Origin of the sequence: Streptomyces sp. NPDC088733 (assembly GCF_044751185.1) — a bacterium.
In the GTDB taxonomy this organism is placed as follows: Bacteria; Actinomycetota; Actinomycetes; order Streptomycetales; family Streptomycetaceae; genus Actinacidiphila.
The window spans coordinates 20,625-36,313 of record NZ_JBIVLH010000040.1; the positions used below are offsets into that span (position 1 = coordinate 20,625).

The window sequence follows — 15,689 nt, forward strand, 5'->3', positions numbered from 1 at the left end:
CCGGGAGGTCCGTTCCGTCGTCATCAGCCGTGCAGACCGCATTCGGTCTTCGCCCGGCCCGCCCACCGGCCGGCCCGGGCGTCCTCGCCCTCCAGCACCCGGCGGGTGCAGGGGGCGCAGCCGACCGAGGCGTAGCCGTCCATGAGCAACGGATTCGTGAGTACCCCGTGATCGGCGACATAGGAGTCCACGTCGTCTTGCGTCCAGCGGGCGATGGGGGAAACTTTGATCTTTCCGCGCCGGGCGTCCCACCCGACGACCGGGGTGTTCGCCCTGGTCGGGGACTCGTCGCGGCGCAGTCCCGTCGCCCACGCGTCGTACGCCGTCAGGCCCTGCTCCAGCGGTTTCACCTTCCGCAGCGCGCAGCACAGGTCGGGGTCGCGGTCGTGCAGCCGCGGCCCGTACTCGGCGTCCTGCTCGGCAACGGTCTGACGGGGCGTCAGCGTGATGACGTTGACGTCCATCACGGCGGCGACGGCGTCGCGGGTGCCGATGGTCTCGGGGAAGTGGTAGCCGGTGTCCAGGAAGACCACGTCGACACCGGGCGCCACGCGGGAGGCCAGGTGCGCCACGACCGCGTCCTCCATGGACGAGGTCACGCAGAAGCGCGCCCCGAAGGTGCCGGCCGCCCAGCGCAGGATCTCCTCGGCGGGGGCGTCCTCCAGGTCGCGTCCCGCCCGTTCGGCCAGCAGTCGGAACTCGTCGGCGGAGTGCTGCCGCGCGGTGGTCACGAACCGCCTCCCTCGGGGGCCGAGGTCCGCAGGCCGCGGGCCAGCAGACCGAGGAACTTGAGCTGGAAGGCCCGGTTGCAGGCGCGGCACTCCCAGGCGCCGTGTCCCTGCTCCGCGGGGTGCAGGTCCTCGTCCCCGCAGTACGGGCAGTAGAACGGTGCGGCACGCTCGCTCACGACAGGTCCTCCTCCGACGCGCGCGCGACCCACTGCGCGAACCGTTCGCCGTCCGTGCGCCCCGCCTGGAAGCGCCGCAGGACGCGCTCCACGTAGTCGGGCAGTTCCTCCGAGGTCACCTTCAGGCCGCGGACCTTGCGGCCGAAGCCGGCCTCCAGGCCCAGCGCGCCGCCCAGGTGCACCTGGAAGCCCTCGACCTGGTTGCCCTCGTCGTCCAGGACCAGCTGGCCCTTGAGACCGATGTCCGCCACCTGGATGCGGGCGCAGGCGTTCGGGCAGCCGTTGACGTTGATGGTGACCGGTTCGTCGAACCCGGGCAGGCGGCGCTCCAGTTCGTCGATGAGGGAGGCGCCGCGCGCCTTGGTCTCGACGATGGCCAGCTTGCAGAACTCGATGCCGGTGCACGCCATGGTGCCGCGCCGGAACGGCGAGGGCCGCACCTGGAGGTCCAGCGCCTCCAGGCCCGCGACGAGGGAGTCGACACGGTCCTGCTCGACGTCGAGCACGATCATCTTCTGCTCGACGGTGGTGCGCAGCCGGCCGGAGCCGTGCGCCTCGGCCAGCTCCGCGATCTTGCTGAGGGTCGTGCCGTCGACCCGGCCGACCCGGGGCGCGAAGCCGACGTAGAAGCGGCCGTCCCGCTGCCGGTGCACCCCGACGTGGTCACGCCACTGCTCGACGGGCTGCTCGGGCGCGGGGCCGTCGGCCAGCTTGCGCAGCAGGTACTCGTCCTCCAGCACCTGCCGGAACTTCTCCGCGCCCCAGTCGGCGACCAGGAACTTCAGCCGGGCGCGGGTGCGCAGCCGCCGGTAGCCGTAGTCGCGGAAGACCGAGATGACGCCCTCGAAGACGTCCGGGACCTCGTCCAGCGGCACCCACGCGCCCAGCCGCACGCCGATCCTGGGGTTGGTGGACAGGCCGCCGCCGACCCACACGTCGAAGCCCGGTCCGTACTCGGGGTGGCGGACCCCGACGAAGGCGACGTCGTTGATCTCGTGGGCCACGTCCAGCAGCGGGGAGCCGGAGATCGCCGACTTGAACTTGCGGGGGAGGTTGGAGAACTCCTTGTTGCCGATGATCCGGCGGTGGGCCTCGTCCACGGCCCACGTGCCGTCGATGATCTCGTCCTCGGCGATGCCGGCCACCGGCGAGCCGAGGATGACGCGCGGGGTGTCGCCGCACGCCTCGGTGGTGGACAGCCCCACGCCCTCCAGCCGGCGCCAGATCTCCGGCACGTCCTCGATGCGGATCCAGTGCAGCTGGATGTTCTGCCGGTCGGTGATGTCGGCGGTGCCGCGGGCGAACTCCTGCGAGACCTCGCCGATGACCCGCAGCTGCTGGGTGGTGAGCCGGCCGCCGTCGACGCGGACCCGCAGCATGAAGTACTTGTCGTCCAGCTCCTCCGGCTCCAGGATCGCGGTCTTGCCGCCGTCGATCCCGGGCTTGCGCTGGGTGTACAGCCCCCACCAGCGCATGCGGCCGCGCAGGTCCGCCCCGTCGATCGCGTCGAAACCGCGGTACTGGTAGATCGTCTCAATGCGCGTCCGCACATTGAGACCGTCGTCGTCGCGCTTGAACTGCTCGTTGGCGTTGAGCGGCGTCATGTGGCCGACCGCCCACTGGCCCTCGCCGCGGTGACGGCTCACCTTGCGGCGTGCGGCGGCGCCCTGCTGATCGGGGGTGGAAGCCATGGCGATGCAGTCCTTCTGGCAGGCTGAGGAGGTTCGGCAAGTGGGGATCGTACGGCGAAGGACCCCTGCGGCCTGCGGAAACACGTCGCACTCGGCGGCGGTCCTGGAAGCGGGGGTCGGTGCGCGTCCGCGACGTCGGGGACGGCGGGGTCAGTCCGGGGCGTGACGGCGTGCGGGCTCAGTAGGCCCGACAGATGGCGCTGGACATGCGTCCGAGGTCGACGTGCAGCCGACCTACCAAGGCGATTCCGGAGCGCGACATGTCGAAAGCGTGTCACGCGGGTCTCGGGCCAGTCCACCATTATCCGCTATCTGGACTCGATCATCTCGCATGGTGATACGGATGCGGTGCCGTCGGCGGACGGATCACCGCACCCTGCTCGGATGCCTCAGGAAATCGCCCGTGATCGCTCGGAACCCGTCGTGCCCCCGGGCGCCGACATGCCGCAGCTTGTGGGCCGCCAGCGCCATGCCGAGCCGCACCCCGGCGCCGAGCAGCGCGCGGTTCGCGGCCAGGGCCGCGAGCACCCCGGCAGCGAAGACGTCACCCGCCCCCGTCGCGTCCTCGATCTCGCCGTCCCGGAGCGGACGGTGGGTCCAGCGCTCCACCGAACCCGGCCGGCGTACCTCCACCCGGTCCGGGTACTTCACCACCGCCGTGCCGCGCAGCCCGGGCAGCAGCGGCGCCAGGTCGGTGAACTCCCGCTCGTTGAGCAGCAGGTAGTCGCTCGCCGCCGCCATCGCCAGCACGTCGTCGCTCGGCGCGGTGGACCACGCGTGACCCGGGTCGAAGGTGACGATCGTGCGCGGCGACCGTTCCCGGACCGCGTCGAGCAACCGGCGCAGCGCCGCGCCCCCGTCGGGGTCCAGGAAGGACGTCACGTGCACCACCCGGGCCCCCGCCAGGGTGCCGGCGATCTCCTCGAAGTTCCGCCGCACATGCCCGGCGATACCGGTGTTGGCGCCGGTGTGGGTGAGCAGGGTGCGCTCGCCCCCGTCGTGCACCGACAGGCAGATCCCGCACAGCCGCTCCGGGTCCGGCAGCACCAGGGAGCGGTCGATGCCGAGCCCGTCGAGCACGGCCAGCGGATCGACCGCCTCCAGCGGGCTGCTGCCCGCGACGCTCACGTACCCCAGCCGCAGGCCCCGGCCGAGCCGGGCGAGGGCGTGCAGCGCGTTGAAGGCCGAGCCGCCCAGTTCGGGTGTGAGCGGCACGCCCTCCGCGCGCAGGCACTCCAGGGCGGCGCGCACGGCCGGCTCCTCCACCAGCCGCTCGGAACCGCTCTCCAACGGGGGGCGCAGCCCCGTGTACGCGTCGATCCGGGCCAGCAGCGGGCTGCCGCCCACGGCGGAGGCCCCCGTGATCAGGTCCAGATTGAGCGCCCCGACCCCGACGACGTCCATACCTCCCCTTTCACGGCGCGTCCACGCCGCACGCGCCGCCCGCGGGCTCAGTGCGCCCCGGGCCAGGGGCCGTCGATCGGCCTCTTCTCCTCTTCCCCCGTCTCGGTGCGGAAGATGCGGAAGCCGCGCCTCTCGTAGTTGGCCAGCGCGTGCGGCCCGTCCAGGCTGCAGGTGTGCACCCACACCCGCTTCGTCGGCGTCCGCTCCGGCCAGCGCTCCGCAAGGTCCCAGGCGCGCGCGATCCCGAACGAGAGCAGTTGCCCGCCGATCCGGCGTCCCCGGAAGGCGGGCAGCAACCCGAAGTACGCGATCTCGACCTGGCCCTCGTCCTGCGCGTCGAGCTCGATGTAGCCGGCGGGCGTGCCCTGGTCCCAGGCCACCCAGGTCTCCGTGCCGGGGCGGTCCAGGCAGGCGCGCCACTGCTCGTACGTCCACGGCAGCCGGTCGGTCCACGCGCAGTCCGCGCCGACCGAGGCGTACAGGAAGCGGCTGAACTCCGGGGAGGGCACCTCGGCCCGGACGATCCTGACCCCGCCGGCCGCGGGATCGGGCTCCATGGCGGGCGCCGACGGCCGCAGATCGGCCGGCGAGGTCTGCTCCAGCGACCAGGTGGTCACGGTGACGGTGTTGCTCATGGGGCCCAGCCAACCACGCCGGCGGACCCTGCGGCGGGGTGCCCCGCGGTCACGCGCGGCATGGGAGCAGGCGTACGTTCCCGCGCTCACGCGGAGCGTGCCCCGGGTGCCGGGGCGCGTACGCGGCGCCGGGACCTCGCGCCGGCCGCGGGCAGTGGATCCTTTCGTTCGCATGGGGCCGAATCCACGGGGCGGTTCCTTGTCGGACGGGCCGGACGGGCCGGTCGCCCCGCGGTCACGCGGAACGCGCCCTGCGGACCGCCGGGGCCGTCGAGTGCGGCAGCAGGTCCGCGGGCCGCGCCGGACGCAGGAGTTCGACCTCGACGCCGTCGGCGAAACGGTACGGCCGGTGGTCGAGGACGCCGGAGAGCGTACGGCGCAGCCGGGACATCTCCGCGCGGACGGTGACCGTACGGGTGGGGTCGCCGAACAGGTCGTCCGCCAGTTCGGCGGCACTGCGCCCGGCCCGGTGCAGGGCGAGGACGAACAGCAGCTCGGCATGGCGCGGGCTGAGCTCCTGCGACCAGGCGCCCGCTCCGCCGGAGACCGTGACGTTCCAGGTGCGCGGGCGGCTCACGTCGAGCACGACCCGGCCCGCGGGCGTCCGCTCCTCCCGCTCGTCGCGGACCCGCACCAGCCAGCCGCCGGGCAGCGGTTCCAGTGTGCACAGCCCGAGCGAGGGCACCCAGGTGGGCCCGGCGGCCGGCGCGGCGGGCAGGGTGATGCGCTCGACCGCCGGCATGCCGGTGACGGCGGCGGTCCAGCCGTTGGGGTCGACGACCGCCGCCCGGCCGGACATCCGGGCCAGCAGCGGGGCCGCGACCGAGCGCAGCCGGCCGACGGCCGCCCAGTGGCGGGAGCGCAGTTCGCCCTCGGCGACCTTGGTGACCGCCGTGACCAGCGACAGCATCGCCGGGTGCACGGTGGCGGCCGGCCCGCTGACGTCGACCGCGCCGAGCAGCCGTCCGTCGCGCGGGTCGTGCAGCGGTGCCGCCGCGCACGTCCACTGGTGCAGCTCCCGCACGAAGTGCTCGGCCTGGTGCACCTGGACGGGGCGCCCGGCGACCAGGGCGGTGCCGATCGCGTTGGTGCCGACGGTGTCCTCGGCCCACGAGGCGCCCTCGGCGAAGCCCAGCCGGTCCGCGCTCTTGCGGACGGCGACACTGCCGTCGCGCCACAGCACCCGTCCCTCGGGATCGGTGACGACCATGATGTGCCGGGCCTCGTCGGCCACCGAGACCAGCCCGTCGCGCAGGGCGGGCATCACCTCGACCAGCGGGGTGCGGCGCCGGCGCTGCTCGATCTCGTCCGCCGTCAGCATCGCGTTGTGGCTGCCGTTGTCGGGGTCGACGCCGAGGTCCAGGGCGCGCCGCCAGGAGTCCTGGATGATCGGCCGGGGGACCGTCGCGGCGGCCTTGCCGCCACCGCCGAGTGCGGCCTCCCTCATCCCGCCCAGCAGGCGTGCCGAGCGGCGTGTCTCCTGGGCCGACTGTGCCGACAACGACCGGGAGTCGAACGGAACCTGGCTCATGGTTCTCCCCGCGTGCGTGTGCGCTGGTCTGCGCTGTGCGCCCGGCAGTGATCGCGACGGCGCATTGGCGACCACACCCTGTGCATATGGTGCCGCCGCGGAGCGGGTTCCGGCGGCATATCCGGCCAATAGCTTGCAACGGTCTGCAACGGTTGCGAATATGCACGCCCCCGACGGACAGTGACGGCGCATCACGCTACTCGTACGGAACACCATCCGTGCGACGGTGGGGTTGGAGACCGGGGGTGGTGCCGAGTCGGCGCGGCACCACCTTCCGCGCGGCGCGGCGGCGGATCGTTTCTCCGGTGATCCCGGTCCTTCCTCGGGGGCACGGGGGACCGCCGTCGCGCCGACGCTTCACGCCACCGGGCGCGCCCGCTCCACCACGGCCTCCAGGTCCAGCCCGCGCGGCAGCGTGCCGAAGGTGGCCCCCCAGTCGCCGCCGAGCCGGGAGGCGCAGAAGGCGTCCGACACCTCCGCCGGCGCGAAGCGCACCAGCAGCGACCCCTGCAGCACCAGCGCCATCCGCTCCACGACCCGCCGCGCACGCGCCTCGATGCCCTCCAGGTCGGCGAGTTCGGTCAGCAGCGACTTGATCGCCCCGTCCAGCCGGTGGTCCGCGCCGCGCGCCAGGCCGATCTCCCCGAGGAACGCGTTCAGCGCCTGCGGCTCGCGCTGCAGCGCCCGCAGCACGTCCAGCGCCTGGACGTTGCCGGAGCCCTCCCACACCGAGTTCAGCGGCGACTCGCGGAACAGCCGCGGCATGCCCGACTCCTCCACATAGCCGTTGCCGCCCAGGCACTCCAGCGCCTCGGCCGCCACCGCGGGAGTGCGCTTGGTGATCCAGAACTTGGACACCGCCACCGCCAGCCGCCGGAAGTGCCGCTCCTGCTCGGTGTCCGCGTCGTACGCCGCCGCGAGCCGCAGCACGGTTGTGGTCGCCGCCTCCGACTCCAGCGCCATGTCGGCCAGGACGTTGCGCATCAGCGGCTTGTCGATCAACGGGCCGCCGAAGGCGCTGCGGTGCGCGGTGTGGTGGACCGCCTGCGCCACCGCCTGCCGCATGACCGCCGCCGAACCGGTCGCGCAGTCCAGCCGGGTGGCCGCCACCATCTCGATGATGGTCGCCACCCCCCGCCCCTCCTCGCCGACCCGGCGCGCCCAGGTGCCGTCGAACTCGACCTCGGACGAGGCGTTGGAGCGGTTGCCCAGCTTGTCCTTCAGCCGCTGGATGCGGAACACGTTGCGGGTGCCGTCCGGCAGGACGCGCGGCAGCAGGAAGCAGGTCAGGCCGCCGCCGGCCGGCCCCGTCGCCTGCGCGAGCACCAGGAAGCCGTCCGACATCGGCGCCGAGCAGAACCACTTGTGCCCGGTGAGCAGATACGCGCCCTCCTCCGCGAGCGGCTCCGCCCGCGTGGTGTTCGCGCGCACGTCCGAGCCGCCTTGCTTCTCGGTCATGCCCATCCCGAACAGCGCGCCCGGCTTCTGCCCCGGCGCCACCAGCCGCGGGTCGTAGACCCGCGACCCCAGCCGCGGCTCCCACTCCGCCGCCAGCTGCGGATCGGCCCGCAGGGCGGGCACCGCGGCGTGCGTCATCGAGACCGGGCAGCCGTGCCCCTGCTCGACCTGCGACCACACCAGGAAGCCCGCCGCGCGCCGCAGGTGGCCGTCGGGGCGCGACCAGGCGTCGGTCAGTCCCGACGAGACCGCCCGGCCCAGCAGCCGGTGGTAGGACGGATGGAACTCCACCTCGTCGAGGCGGTGGCCGTAGCGGTCATGGGTGCGCAGCACGGGGGAGTGCGTGTTCGCCTCCTGCCCCCACGCCTGTGCCTGGACCGAGCCGGCCGACCGGCCGATCTCGCCCAGCTCCACGTCGATCTCCTGCCGGCGCTCGGGCGCGGCGTGCCGGGCGACCCCCTCCACGAGGGCGTCGTCGGCGGCGTACACGTCATACCCGACCAGCGGCGGGGGCTGGTTGGTCACGGTGTGTGTAGGGGCGCTCATGACAGCTACCGTAGGCGCGTGCAGGCAGCAGACGAAACACCCGAGCGGCCCCGGAAAGGCCGGCTTCTCCAGGCGCGGTCCCTCTACCGGAACGTCTCCAAACGCAAGGTCGGATGGCTGCTGCTCAAGGACACGGTCAACTCCTGCCTGGAGTACCGCGTCACGGGTCTCGCCGCCGAGGCCGCCTTCTTCGTGCTGCTGTCCCTGCCGCCCCTGCTGCTCGGCCTCGTCGGTGCCATCGGCTACGTGGACGAGGTCATCGGCACCGACACCATCGACAACATCCGCCGCAACATCCTCACCGCGGCGGCCACCGTCCTGTCGGACAAGGGCGTCGACCAGTTGATGCGGCCGCTGGTCGACGACGTCTTCGGCGGCGGCCGGCCCGACGTGATCTCCATCGGCTTCGTCATCGCCCTGTGGTCGGGCTCGCGGGCCCTGAACGTCTTCGTCGACACCATCACGATCATGTACGGGCTGGAGGGCATACGGGGCATCGTCAAGACCCGGCTGCTGGCCCTGCTCCTCTACGTGGTCGCCCTGGTCATCGGCGCCGTCGTGATGCCGCTGCTGGTCGTCGGGCCGGACGCGGTCGTGTCGTTCCTGCCGTGGAGCGAGTGGGTCATCCGCATCCTGTACTGGCCCGTGGTGCTGCTGCTGTCGATCACCTTCCTCACCACGCTCTACCACGTGTCCGTGCCGGTGCGGTCGCCCTGGTACGAGGACATGCCCGGAGCCGCCGTCGCCCTGCTGATGTGGGTCCTGGGCAGCTTCCTGCTGCGCATCTACCTCACCCACACCGTCGAGGGACCGACCATCTACGGATCCCTGGCCGCGCCCGTCGCCGTCCTGTTGTGGATCTTCGTCTCCGCCTTCGCGGTACTGGTCGGCGCGGCCGTCAATGCCGCGATCGACCGGGTCTGGCCGTCCATCGAGACCGCCGCGGCCCGCGAGAAGAACGCCCGGGTGCGCCAGCTCCAGGCCGCCGACCGGCTGGCCGAGGCCGCCGCGCGCCGGGCCGCCTTCGACGACGCCCCCGACGACGAGGTGGGCCCCGAGGACCCGCCCGCCGAATTCCCCGAGCGCTGGGCGGGCTTCCTGCCGCCCGACGACGTCAGGGGCCGGCTGCGCGGCCGCCGCCTCCGCGGGAAGAGCGGGCCGCCGCCGGCGGAGTGAGCCCGCTGTCGCAGGACGGTGCCATCCTGGGGGCATGTACCGGGAACGCGCCTCTGTCGTCCATGGCGCCGTGCTGTGGACCAGGACAGCGGGCGCCGAGGCGGCCCGGGTGCTGCCCGACGGCTGCGTCGACCTCATCTGGGGCGAGGGCACCGGGCTCTTCGCCGCGGGGCCCGACACCCGCGCCCATCTCACCGCGAGCCCGCCCGGCACCCGTTACGCGGGGCTGCGCTTCGCGCCCGGGACCGGCCCGGCCGTGCTCGCGGTCGCCGCGCACGAACTGCGGGACCGCCGCGTGCCGCTGGACGCGCTCTGGCCCGGCGCCGAGGCACGCCGCCTGACCGAGCGCGTGGCGTCCGCCGCCGACCCCGGCGCCGCCCTGGAGGCCGCCGTCCTCGGCCGCCCGCCGCGGCCCCCCGTCCGCTACGCCGCGGAGACCGCCGCGGGCCTGGCCGCCGGCGCGCGCGTGGCTGACGTCGCCGCGGACCTCGGCGTCAGCGAGCGCCAACTGCACCGCCGCTGCCTCGACGCCTTCGGCTACGGCCCCAAGACCCTCGCCCGGATCCTGCGCCTTCAGCGTGCCCTGCGGCTGGCCCGCGGCGGCCTGCCGTTCGCCGAACTCGCCGGGCGCGCCGGGTACGCGGACCAGGCTCACCTCGCGCGGGACGTGCGCGCCCTCGCCGGCGTGCCGCTCCGCCGGCTCCTGGGGCCGTAACCCCGAGGGCGTGTCCCCGGCTCCGCCGGGAGGGCCTTCGGCTACGGCCCCGATGTCCTGCGCCTTCAGCGTGCCTTGCGGCCGGCCCGCGGCGGCCTGTCCTTCGCCGAACTCGCCGGGCGTGCCGGGTACGCGGACCAGGCTCACCTCGCCCGGGACGTGCGCGCCCTCACCGGCTCCTGGCGCCGCTGGGAGGTGTCCCCAGGCACGGCACGCCCCCGGGTCTTCGGCCCGGGGGCGTCGCATCGCCCGAGGAGCCCGACCACGCCGACCGCACCGCACCCGGAAGGCAGTGGGGGGGCGGTGCCTTCGCAACACCCCTAGGACAGCAGCGCGTACAGGTCCACCGCGTTGCCGTCCGGGTCGCGCACGGTGGCGTACCGCATGCCCCACACCGCGTCGAAGGGCTTCAGGTGCCCCTCGTACCCGGCCGCCGTCAGCTCCGCGAACACCGCGTCCACCTCTGCCGGGTCGTCGCAGGCGAACGCCAGCGCCGTGCCGTGGCCGCCGGGCCCCGGCGGCGTCCACGCCGGGTCGAAGGACCGCACCGTCTCCCGGGTGTCCCAGGCCATCCGCAAGCCCCCCGGCAACTCGGCCTCCACGTGCGGCTCCCCCTCCACCCCCTCCGCGATCTCCAGTCCCAGGCGCCGGTAGAACGCCAGCGACGCCCCCATGTCGGCCACCACGATCTCGATCAATCCGATACGCACTGTCATGCCGCCACCGTACGCAGCCCTCCCGCGCGCGGTCTTGAACGAATCGGACGTCTGCGCCCCCCCGGTACCCCACGGCCCCCGGCACCTGCCGTGCCGCATCCGTGACCCGCTCGGGCTGCCGGTCCCCGACGCGCCTCCGGACCCGGCCGTCGATGTCCGTGCGCACGGTCTTGGCATGACCTCGTGGACCCTCCGGCCCGGGCGCCACGCGCACGAGCCCCCTGATGTCCGCGCCGGCCCGCGCCGACGCCCCGGGCGCGAGCACCTGCCAGCCGAATGGTTCGCTCTCGGAACGGGGGCACCAGAGGCGCTCCTGGTCGCCGTTCTCCCGTGTGACGGTGATGTGGACGCCGAGCACCTCCACGTTCAGCGCGGGATGGCCGCCGAAGTTGTGAACGACCACAGTCCGCAGGTCCGATGCCACCTCCGACACCACGGTGCGGGCCTTCTCCTTGTGCCGGTCGGCCTCCAGCAGCGACCGCTCGCGCTCCAGCCGGCGGCTGCGGCCGGCGTCGCGGAGGGCGATCGCCAGTGCGACGACGGTTGCCCCGCATGTGCCCACCGCGCTCATCGCGTCCCAGACATCGGTCATGACGCCATGGTGGGACCGCACCGCCGCACCGGGAAGACGCCCGGACGACCGTGCGCCCGGTTCCGGGGAAACCCACCGGTCGGGGGCGCGCGGGTGAACGGCCGGGGGCGGCCGGGCGGCCCCCGGGCGGTGTTGTCCCACTGGCGTCACGGTTGGGCAACCACCGCGCCGGAGGGGCTGGGAGCCGGGTCGGCCGAGCCGCATGATGAGTGCTGGGCGGGGATGACAAAAGGGGGGTACGGAGCAGTGGAATTCACGGTTGAGCGGACGCTGAGACGACGCGGCCGGCGGTGGGTCACGGGAGGGGCCGTCGTGACGGCGGGAGCCCTGGTCTGGCTGGTCGTCGCCGTGGGGGGCGCCGGCAGTGTCCAGGTGCCGCTGATCCTCATGTTCCTGTCGCTGGTGGCGACGTACCGGGGCTGGCAGGACCTGCGCAAGGCGGATCGGCCGTTCCGGCTGCGGATCGACGGGTTCGGGATCACGCTGCACGACGCGGAGGTCGCGTGGGAGCAGATCGACGCCGTCTCCCTGTGGCACCTCCCCAGCACCGGTGAGGACAGCGAGAATCTGACGCCGCCGAAGCCGCGGCTGACGCTGTGGACGGTGTCCGGCGTGACGCTGCCGCGCAGGGCCGACCGCACCTGGGACGGCCGGAGCCGCTACACCCTCCTGGACTGCGAGGACCTGGACCAGTCCGTCGCCGAGATGTCGAACGCCCTCGCCGCGAACGCCGGCGACCGTTTCGAGACGGCGCCGCGCGCGGTGCGCCCGCCGATCCCGGTGAGCGTGTCGGGGCCCGAACTGAGCGTGCCGGGAGGGGAACGCGTCTTCGTCGACGCACAGCGGTCCGGCATCTGGGCGCTGATCTGGGCGGCGGCTGCCGTGATCTGCGCCTACTCGTTCTGGCAACTGATCAACGGCGACTTCATGGGCCCGGAGGCCTTCGGCGCGTTCGGGCCGCTGGGCGCCATGGGCTGCTCCTACCTCACCTTCCGCTCCTACCGCCGCTGGCGGAAGCCGCTGCGGCTGCGGATCGGCCCCAACGGGATCAGCATGCGCGAGGTCACCGAGGACGAACAGCACTTCCCCTGGCCGGAAATCGCGGCCGTCACCGTCGGCAAATCGGAGGCGACCAGCGACAAGCGGCCCTGGCTCGTGGTGTGGCCGCTGCCGGGCACCACGCCGGGCGCCAACCCCACGTACCTGGTCGACGGCCACCAGGCCTTCGCGCTGGTCCGGCTGGACCGCCTGCCCGGCGGCGCGGAGGCGGTCGTCCCGGTCCTGCGGGCGTACGCGGGGGAGCGCTACGCCGAGACGGTCTGAGCGGCCCCCGGAAAAGGAGTTGCGTGCCTGTCGGGGGGCCGGGCTATGGTTTCGCCGTCGGACCGCGAGCGATCGAGGAGGTGTTGGAGCGATGACTGTCACTGTGCCGGGCACTGCCCGCATCCAGAAGAGCGTCACCCCCACCACCTCGGCGGTCCCCGGCTGACCCTGCCCGTCCCGGCGTCCCGTACGCCCTGACGGCGCGGCGCCGCGTGCGACCGCCCTCCCGAAGGGCTTTCCCCGTTGAAGAACGGAACCGTCCCGCAGCCGTACTCCGCGCTCGCCGCCTACGGCTGGGACTCCCTGCTCGACTCCGCCTTCGCGGCGTACGCGGAACGGGGCCTGGTCCCCGGTCGCGTGGTGCGCGTCGACCGCGGACTGTGCGACGTCGTCGTCCCCGCGGGCACCGGCGGCACGCACGGCACGCGGACCGTGCGCGCCGACACCGAGGACGTCTTCACCCGCGACCCGATGCGGGTCGCCTGCACCGGCGACTGGGCCGCCGTCGACACCGCTCCGGTCACCGGACCGGCGGTACGGGCCCTGCTGCCGCGCCGTACCACCTTCGTCCGCTCCACCTCCTCCAAGAGGTCCGAGGGCCAGGTCCTGGCCGCCAACGTCGACTTCGCGGTGATCGCGGTGTCGATCGCGGCGGAACTGGACCTCGGCCGGCTGGAGCGCTTCGTGTCGCTGGCGTGGACCAGCGGCGCGCAGCCGATGGTCGTCCTCACCAAGGCCGACCTCGTCCCCGACACCACCTATCTGCTGGCCGACGCCAGGTCCGCCGCGCCGGGAGTGGACGTGCGCGTCGTGAGCGCCGCGACCGGCGACGGCGTCGCGGAGCTGGCGCGGGCGCTGTCCGGCGCCACGTCCGTGCTGCTCGGGCAGTCGGGCGCGGGCAAGTCCACGCTGACCAACGCGCTGCTGGGCCGCGAGGCCCAGGAGGTGCAGGCCATCCGCGACAGCGACGGCAAGGGGCGGCACACCACGACCACCCGCGACCTGCTGCCGCTGCCCGGGGGCGGGGTGGTCATCGACACCCCGGGACTGCGCGGGGTCGGTCTGTGGGACGCCGACGCCGGACTCACCCAGGCCTTCTCCGACATCGAGGACCTGGCCGGGCAGTGCCGCTTCCAGGACTGCTCGCACACCGCGGAACCGGGCTGCGCGGTCCTCGCGGCGCTGGAGGACGGCTTGCTGGCGTACCGGCGGCTGGACAGCTACCGCAAGCTGCTGCGCGAGAACGCGTGGATCGCCTCCCGCACCGACGCCCGGCTGCGGGCGGAGATGCGCCGCGAATGGAAGCAACGCTCCGCGGCGGGACGGGAGATGTACGAACGCAAGCGCGGCGGCGGGCACCGCAAGGTGTACTGACGGTCGTGCGCGGAGCCCGGTGCGCCGGTACCCGGCCCGGTTCCCCAGGGGGAGCCGGGCCGGCGGTCATCCGGCGCCGTTGTGCCGGTGCCGGCGGCGCAGGGTCAGCGGACTGCCCTCGTGCCAGAAGGTGTAGACGATGCTGCCGAGCCCGAGCGCGACGATCACGACGCCGAGGACGATCGAGTAGACCATGGCTCCTCCAGCCCGTTCGGGACGCGTTTACCGCGCCTTTGCCTTCGCTGTCTGCCCGTGACCTTCCCGTGACCGGACCTCCCCACACGCGATGCGGGTCAACTCACAGAACTCACAGGCACCTTGACATCCCGGGCCGGGGGAGGGCCGCGCCGCGCACATGCCACAGGAACGGTCGCGGATGCGCACGATAGTGGCAGCGAAAATACTCAAATACTCTTCCGCGGCCATCTCCTGGGAATCCCCGAGGGGTCCCGCCGGGCGCTGATAGGAATTACCCCCAGGCGCGATTGATCGTGCACGTGTACGGCATTTCGGCGCCCTGTCGGAATGCCCGCATGCGCGCAGCAAGGGGAGCGATGACCTCGGCACCGTCCGGTTCCGTGCCCACCCGGAATGCCGCCCATGATCTGCTCGGCCGTGCGCTGGCCAGATGCCGGGACGAGGGGGTCAGCGGCGTGCTGAGAGTGCAGGGGAGCCCCGGCGGCGCCTTCCATCTGCTCGGCGGCGCGGTCGTCGCCGTGGAGAGCCCCGGCTCTCCAGGGGTGGGCACGCTGCTGCTGCGTTCCGGGCGCATCGACGAGGCCGAATGGGGCGCCGCGCACGACGCGGCGGCCACCGGCGCCTGGCCCGGAGTCGCGTTCGCCGGCGCCGGACGGCTGGGGAACGCCGAGTTCCAGGTGATCCACATGATGGCCGCCCAGGACGCGGTCTTCGCCGTCCTGGCCGGCCGGCTGGAGAACTGCGTCCTCGACCCGGTGCGGCCCGAGGGCCCGGTGCCCGCCCTCGTGCCGGCCGTCGGACGCGGCGTCGAACCCGAGGAACTGCTGGTCGAGGCGGGCCGCCGGATCGCGGCGCTGGCAGCCCTGCCCCGCCAGGTCTCGCCGGACCGCGACCGGGTGATCGCCCTCGTCGGCGCCGGGAACGACGAGACGCTGCCCGCCGCCCGGCGGGACATCCTGGAGTACGCCAACGGCCGCCGCAGCCCCAGGGACATCGCCTTCCAGCTGGGCCGGGGGGTCTGGACCGTCACGGTCGAGGTCTCCCGGATGCTCGCGGAGGGCCTGGTGGAGACCGTGTCCGCGCCGGTGCCTCCTGCCGTGCCCGTTCCCCGGCCTTTCGCGCCCGTGCCCGCCCCCGGAACCGACGGCCTCCGGGAACCGGACCCCGACGCGGACCCCGTTCCCGCCCAGGACCCCGCTCCCGACTTCGATCCGTCCCCGCCCCCGCCGCCGTATCCGCCGGGGCCCCCGGCCGCGTGCGGTCCCGGCCCCGGGCCGTCGGCCGTCACCGAGGAGGGACTGCCGCGCCGCCTCCCCGGTGCCAGTGGCATCCACGAGGCGCTGGAGGCCTCCCGCCCGCCGTCGGGCTGGAAGGGATTTCTCCGGCCGCGCGGACGGGGCCGGCCGGATTCCCCCTGACGTCA

15 protein-coding genes and 1 pseudogene are annotated in these 15,689 nt (G+C 73.6%); 6 read left to right on the forward strand and 10 right to left on the reverse strand.

What is annotated here, in order from left to right; translation table 11 throughout:
* Positions 1-23: 23 nt before the first annotated feature.
* From ACIP64_RS39420 to ACIP64_RS39455, 8 genes are all read right to left on the reverse strand, one after another.
* Complete coding sequence (locus tag ACIP64_RS39420; RefSeq protein ID WP_401597092.1) at positions 24-731, reverse strand: phosphoadenylyl-sulfate reductase; 708 nt, start codon at positions 729-731, stop codon at positions 24-26.
* Positions 728-907 (reverse strand): hypothetical protein, encoded by a 180-nt coding sequence (locus tag ACIP64_RS39425; protein WP_401597095.1) that lies wholly within the window; start codon positions 905-907, stop codon positions 728-730. The genes ACIP64_RS39420 and ACIP64_RS39425 overlap by 4 nt, the downstream gene beginning before the upstream one ends.
* On the reverse strand, positions 904-2,598 hold the full coding sequence (locus tag ACIP64_RS39430; protein WP_401597097.1) for a nitrite/sulfite reductase: 1,695 nt from the start codon (positions 2,596-2,598) through the stop codon (positions 904-906). Before ACIP64_RS39430 ends, ACIP64_RS39425 begins: the two co-directional genes overlap by 4 nt.
* Positions 2,599-2,776: 178 nt before the next feature.
* Positions 2,777-2,860, reverse strand: a complete 84-nt coding sequence (locus tag ACIP64_RS39435; RefSeq protein WP_360909198.1) for a putative leader peptide — start codon at positions 2,858-2,860, stop codon at positions 2,777-2,779.
* Between the two features lie 104 nt (positions 2,861-2,964).
* Positions 2,965-4,002 carry a carbohydrate kinase family protein gene (locus ACIP64_RS39440; protein ID WP_401597100.1) on the reverse strand — a complete coding sequence of 346 codons (1,038 nt, stop codon included), beginning with the start codon at positions 4,000-4,002 and terminating at the stop codon, positions 2,965-2,967.
* A gap of 47 nt (positions 4,003-4,049) precedes the next feature.
* Entirely contained in the window at positions 4,050-4,637 is a 588-nt protein-coding gene (locus ACIP64_RS39445; protein ID WP_401597103.1) for a GNAT family N-acetyltransferase, read from the reverse strand.
* A gap of 235 nt (positions 4,638-4,872) precedes the next feature.
* Entirely contained in the window at positions 4,873-6,168 is a 1,296-nt protein-coding gene (locus ACIP64_RS39450; RefSeq protein ID WP_401597106.1) for a GAF domain-containing protein, read from the reverse strand.
* Positions 6,169-6,525: 357 nt separating this feature from the next.
* Positions 6,526-8,172 (reverse strand): acyl-CoA dehydrogenase family protein, encoded by a 1,647-nt coding sequence (locus ACIP64_RS39455; RefSeq protein ID WP_401597109.1) that lies wholly within the window; start codon positions 8,170-8,172, stop codon positions 6,526-6,528.
* Positions 8,173-8,190: 18 nt separating this feature from the next.
* Here ACIP64_RS39455 and ACIP64_RS39460 point away from each other — a divergent pair, with 18 nt between their 5' ends.
* The 3 genes and pseudogenes from ACIP64_RS39460 to ACIP64_RS39470 form a co-directional block, all read left to right on the forward strand.
* Positions 8,191-9,348, forward strand: a complete 1,158-nt coding sequence (locus tag ACIP64_RS39460; protein WP_401597111.1) for a YihY/virulence factor BrkB family protein — start codon at positions 8,191-8,193, stop codon at positions 9,346-9,348.
* A gap of 34 nt (positions 9,349-9,382) precedes the next feature.
* Positions 9,383-10,063, forward strand: coding sequence for a helix-turn-helix domain-containing protein (locus tag ACIP64_RS39465; protein WP_401597114.1), 681 nt, complete (start codon positions 9,383-9,385; stop codon positions 10,061-10,063).
* Positions 10,064-10,165: 102 nt separating this feature from the next.
* A pseudogene (locus ACIP64_RS39470) lies at positions 10,166-10,240 on the forward strand (AraC family transcriptional regulator); the annotation flags it as partial.
* A gap of 143 nt (positions 10,241-10,383) precedes the next feature.
* Here ACIP64_RS39470 and ACIP64_RS39475 read toward each other — a convergent pair.
* Positions 10,384-10,779 (reverse strand): VOC family protein, encoded by a 396-nt coding sequence (locus ACIP64_RS39475; RefSeq protein ID WP_401597116.1) that lies wholly within the window; start codon positions 10,777-10,779, stop codon positions 10,384-10,386.
* A 904-nt stretch (positions 10,780-11,683) separates the two neighbouring features.
* Here ACIP64_RS39475 and ACIP64_RS39480 point away from each other — a divergent pair.
* Together ACIP64_RS39480 and rsgA are read left to right on the forward strand one after the other, a co-directional pair.
* Positions 11,684-12,694: a hypothetical protein gene (locus ACIP64_RS39480; RefSeq protein ID WP_401597119.1), complete on the forward strand. Its 1,011-nt coding sequence runs from the start codon at positions 11,684-11,686 to the stop codon at positions 12,692-12,694.
* Positions 12,695-12,937: 243 nt separating this feature from the next.
* Positions 12,938-14,068 (forward strand): ribosome small subunit-dependent GTPase A, encoded by a 1,131-nt coding sequence (rsgA, locus tag ACIP64_RS39485; protein WP_401597122.1) that lies wholly within the window; start codon positions 12,938-12,940, stop codon positions 14,066-14,068.
* 66 nt (positions 14,069-14,134) lie between these two features.
* Here the strand turns inward: rsgA and ACIP64_RS39490 are convergent, their stop codons facing one another.
* Positions 14,135-14,263: a hypothetical protein gene (locus ACIP64_RS39490; RefSeq protein WP_360909129.1), complete on the reverse strand. Its 129-nt coding sequence runs from the start codon at positions 14,261-14,263 to the stop codon at positions 14,135-14,137.
* 383 nt (positions 14,264-14,646) lie between these two features.
* Between ACIP64_RS39490 and ACIP64_RS39495 the strand changes: the two genes are divergently transcribed.
* Positions 14,647-15,684 (forward strand): MarR family transcriptional regulator, encoded by a 1,038-nt coding sequence (locus tag ACIP64_RS39495; protein WP_401597125.1) that lies wholly within the window; start codon positions 14,647-14,649, stop codon positions 15,682-15,684.
* The last annotated feature ends 5 nt before the right edge of the window (positions 15,685-15,689 follow it).

Coding starts and splice junctions, on each gene's coding strand:
- ACIP64_RS39435 (WP_360909198.1), bottom strand. CDS start 2,860: ATGTCGCGCTCCGGAATCGCCTTGGTAGGTCGGCTGCACGTCGACCTC.
- ACIP64_RS39475 (WP_401597116.1), bottom strand. CDS start 10,779: ATGACAGTGCGTATCGGATTGATCGAGATCGTGGTGGCCGACATGGGG.
- ACIP64_RS39490 (WP_360909129.1), bottom strand. CDS start 14,263: ATGGTCTACTCGATCGTCCTCGGCGTCGTGATCGTCGCGCTCGGGCTC.
- ACIP64_RS39450 (WP_401597106.1), bottom strand. CDS start 6,168: ATGAGCCAGGTTCCGTTCGACTCCCGGTCGTTGTCGGCACAGTCGGCC.
- ACIP64_RS39430 (WP_401597097.1), bottom strand. CDS start 2,598: ATGGCTTCCACCCCCGATCAGCAGGGCGCCGCCGCACGCCGCAAGGTG.
- ACIP64_RS39455 (WP_401597109.1), bottom strand. CDS start 8,172: ATGAGCGCCCCTACACACACCGTGACCAACCAGCCCCCGCCGCTGGTC.
- ACIP64_RS39465 (WP_401597114.1), top strand. CDS start 9,383: ATGTACCGGGAACGCGCCTCTGTCGTCCATGGCGCCGTGCTGTGGACC.
- ACIP64_RS39445 (WP_401597103.1), bottom strand. CDS start 4,637: ATGAGCAACACCGTCACCGTGACCACCTGGTCGCTGGAGCAGACCTCG.
- ACIP64_RS39440 (WP_401597100.1), bottom strand. CDS start 4,002: ATGGACGTCGTCGGGGTCGGGGCGCTCAATCTGGACCTGATCACGGGG.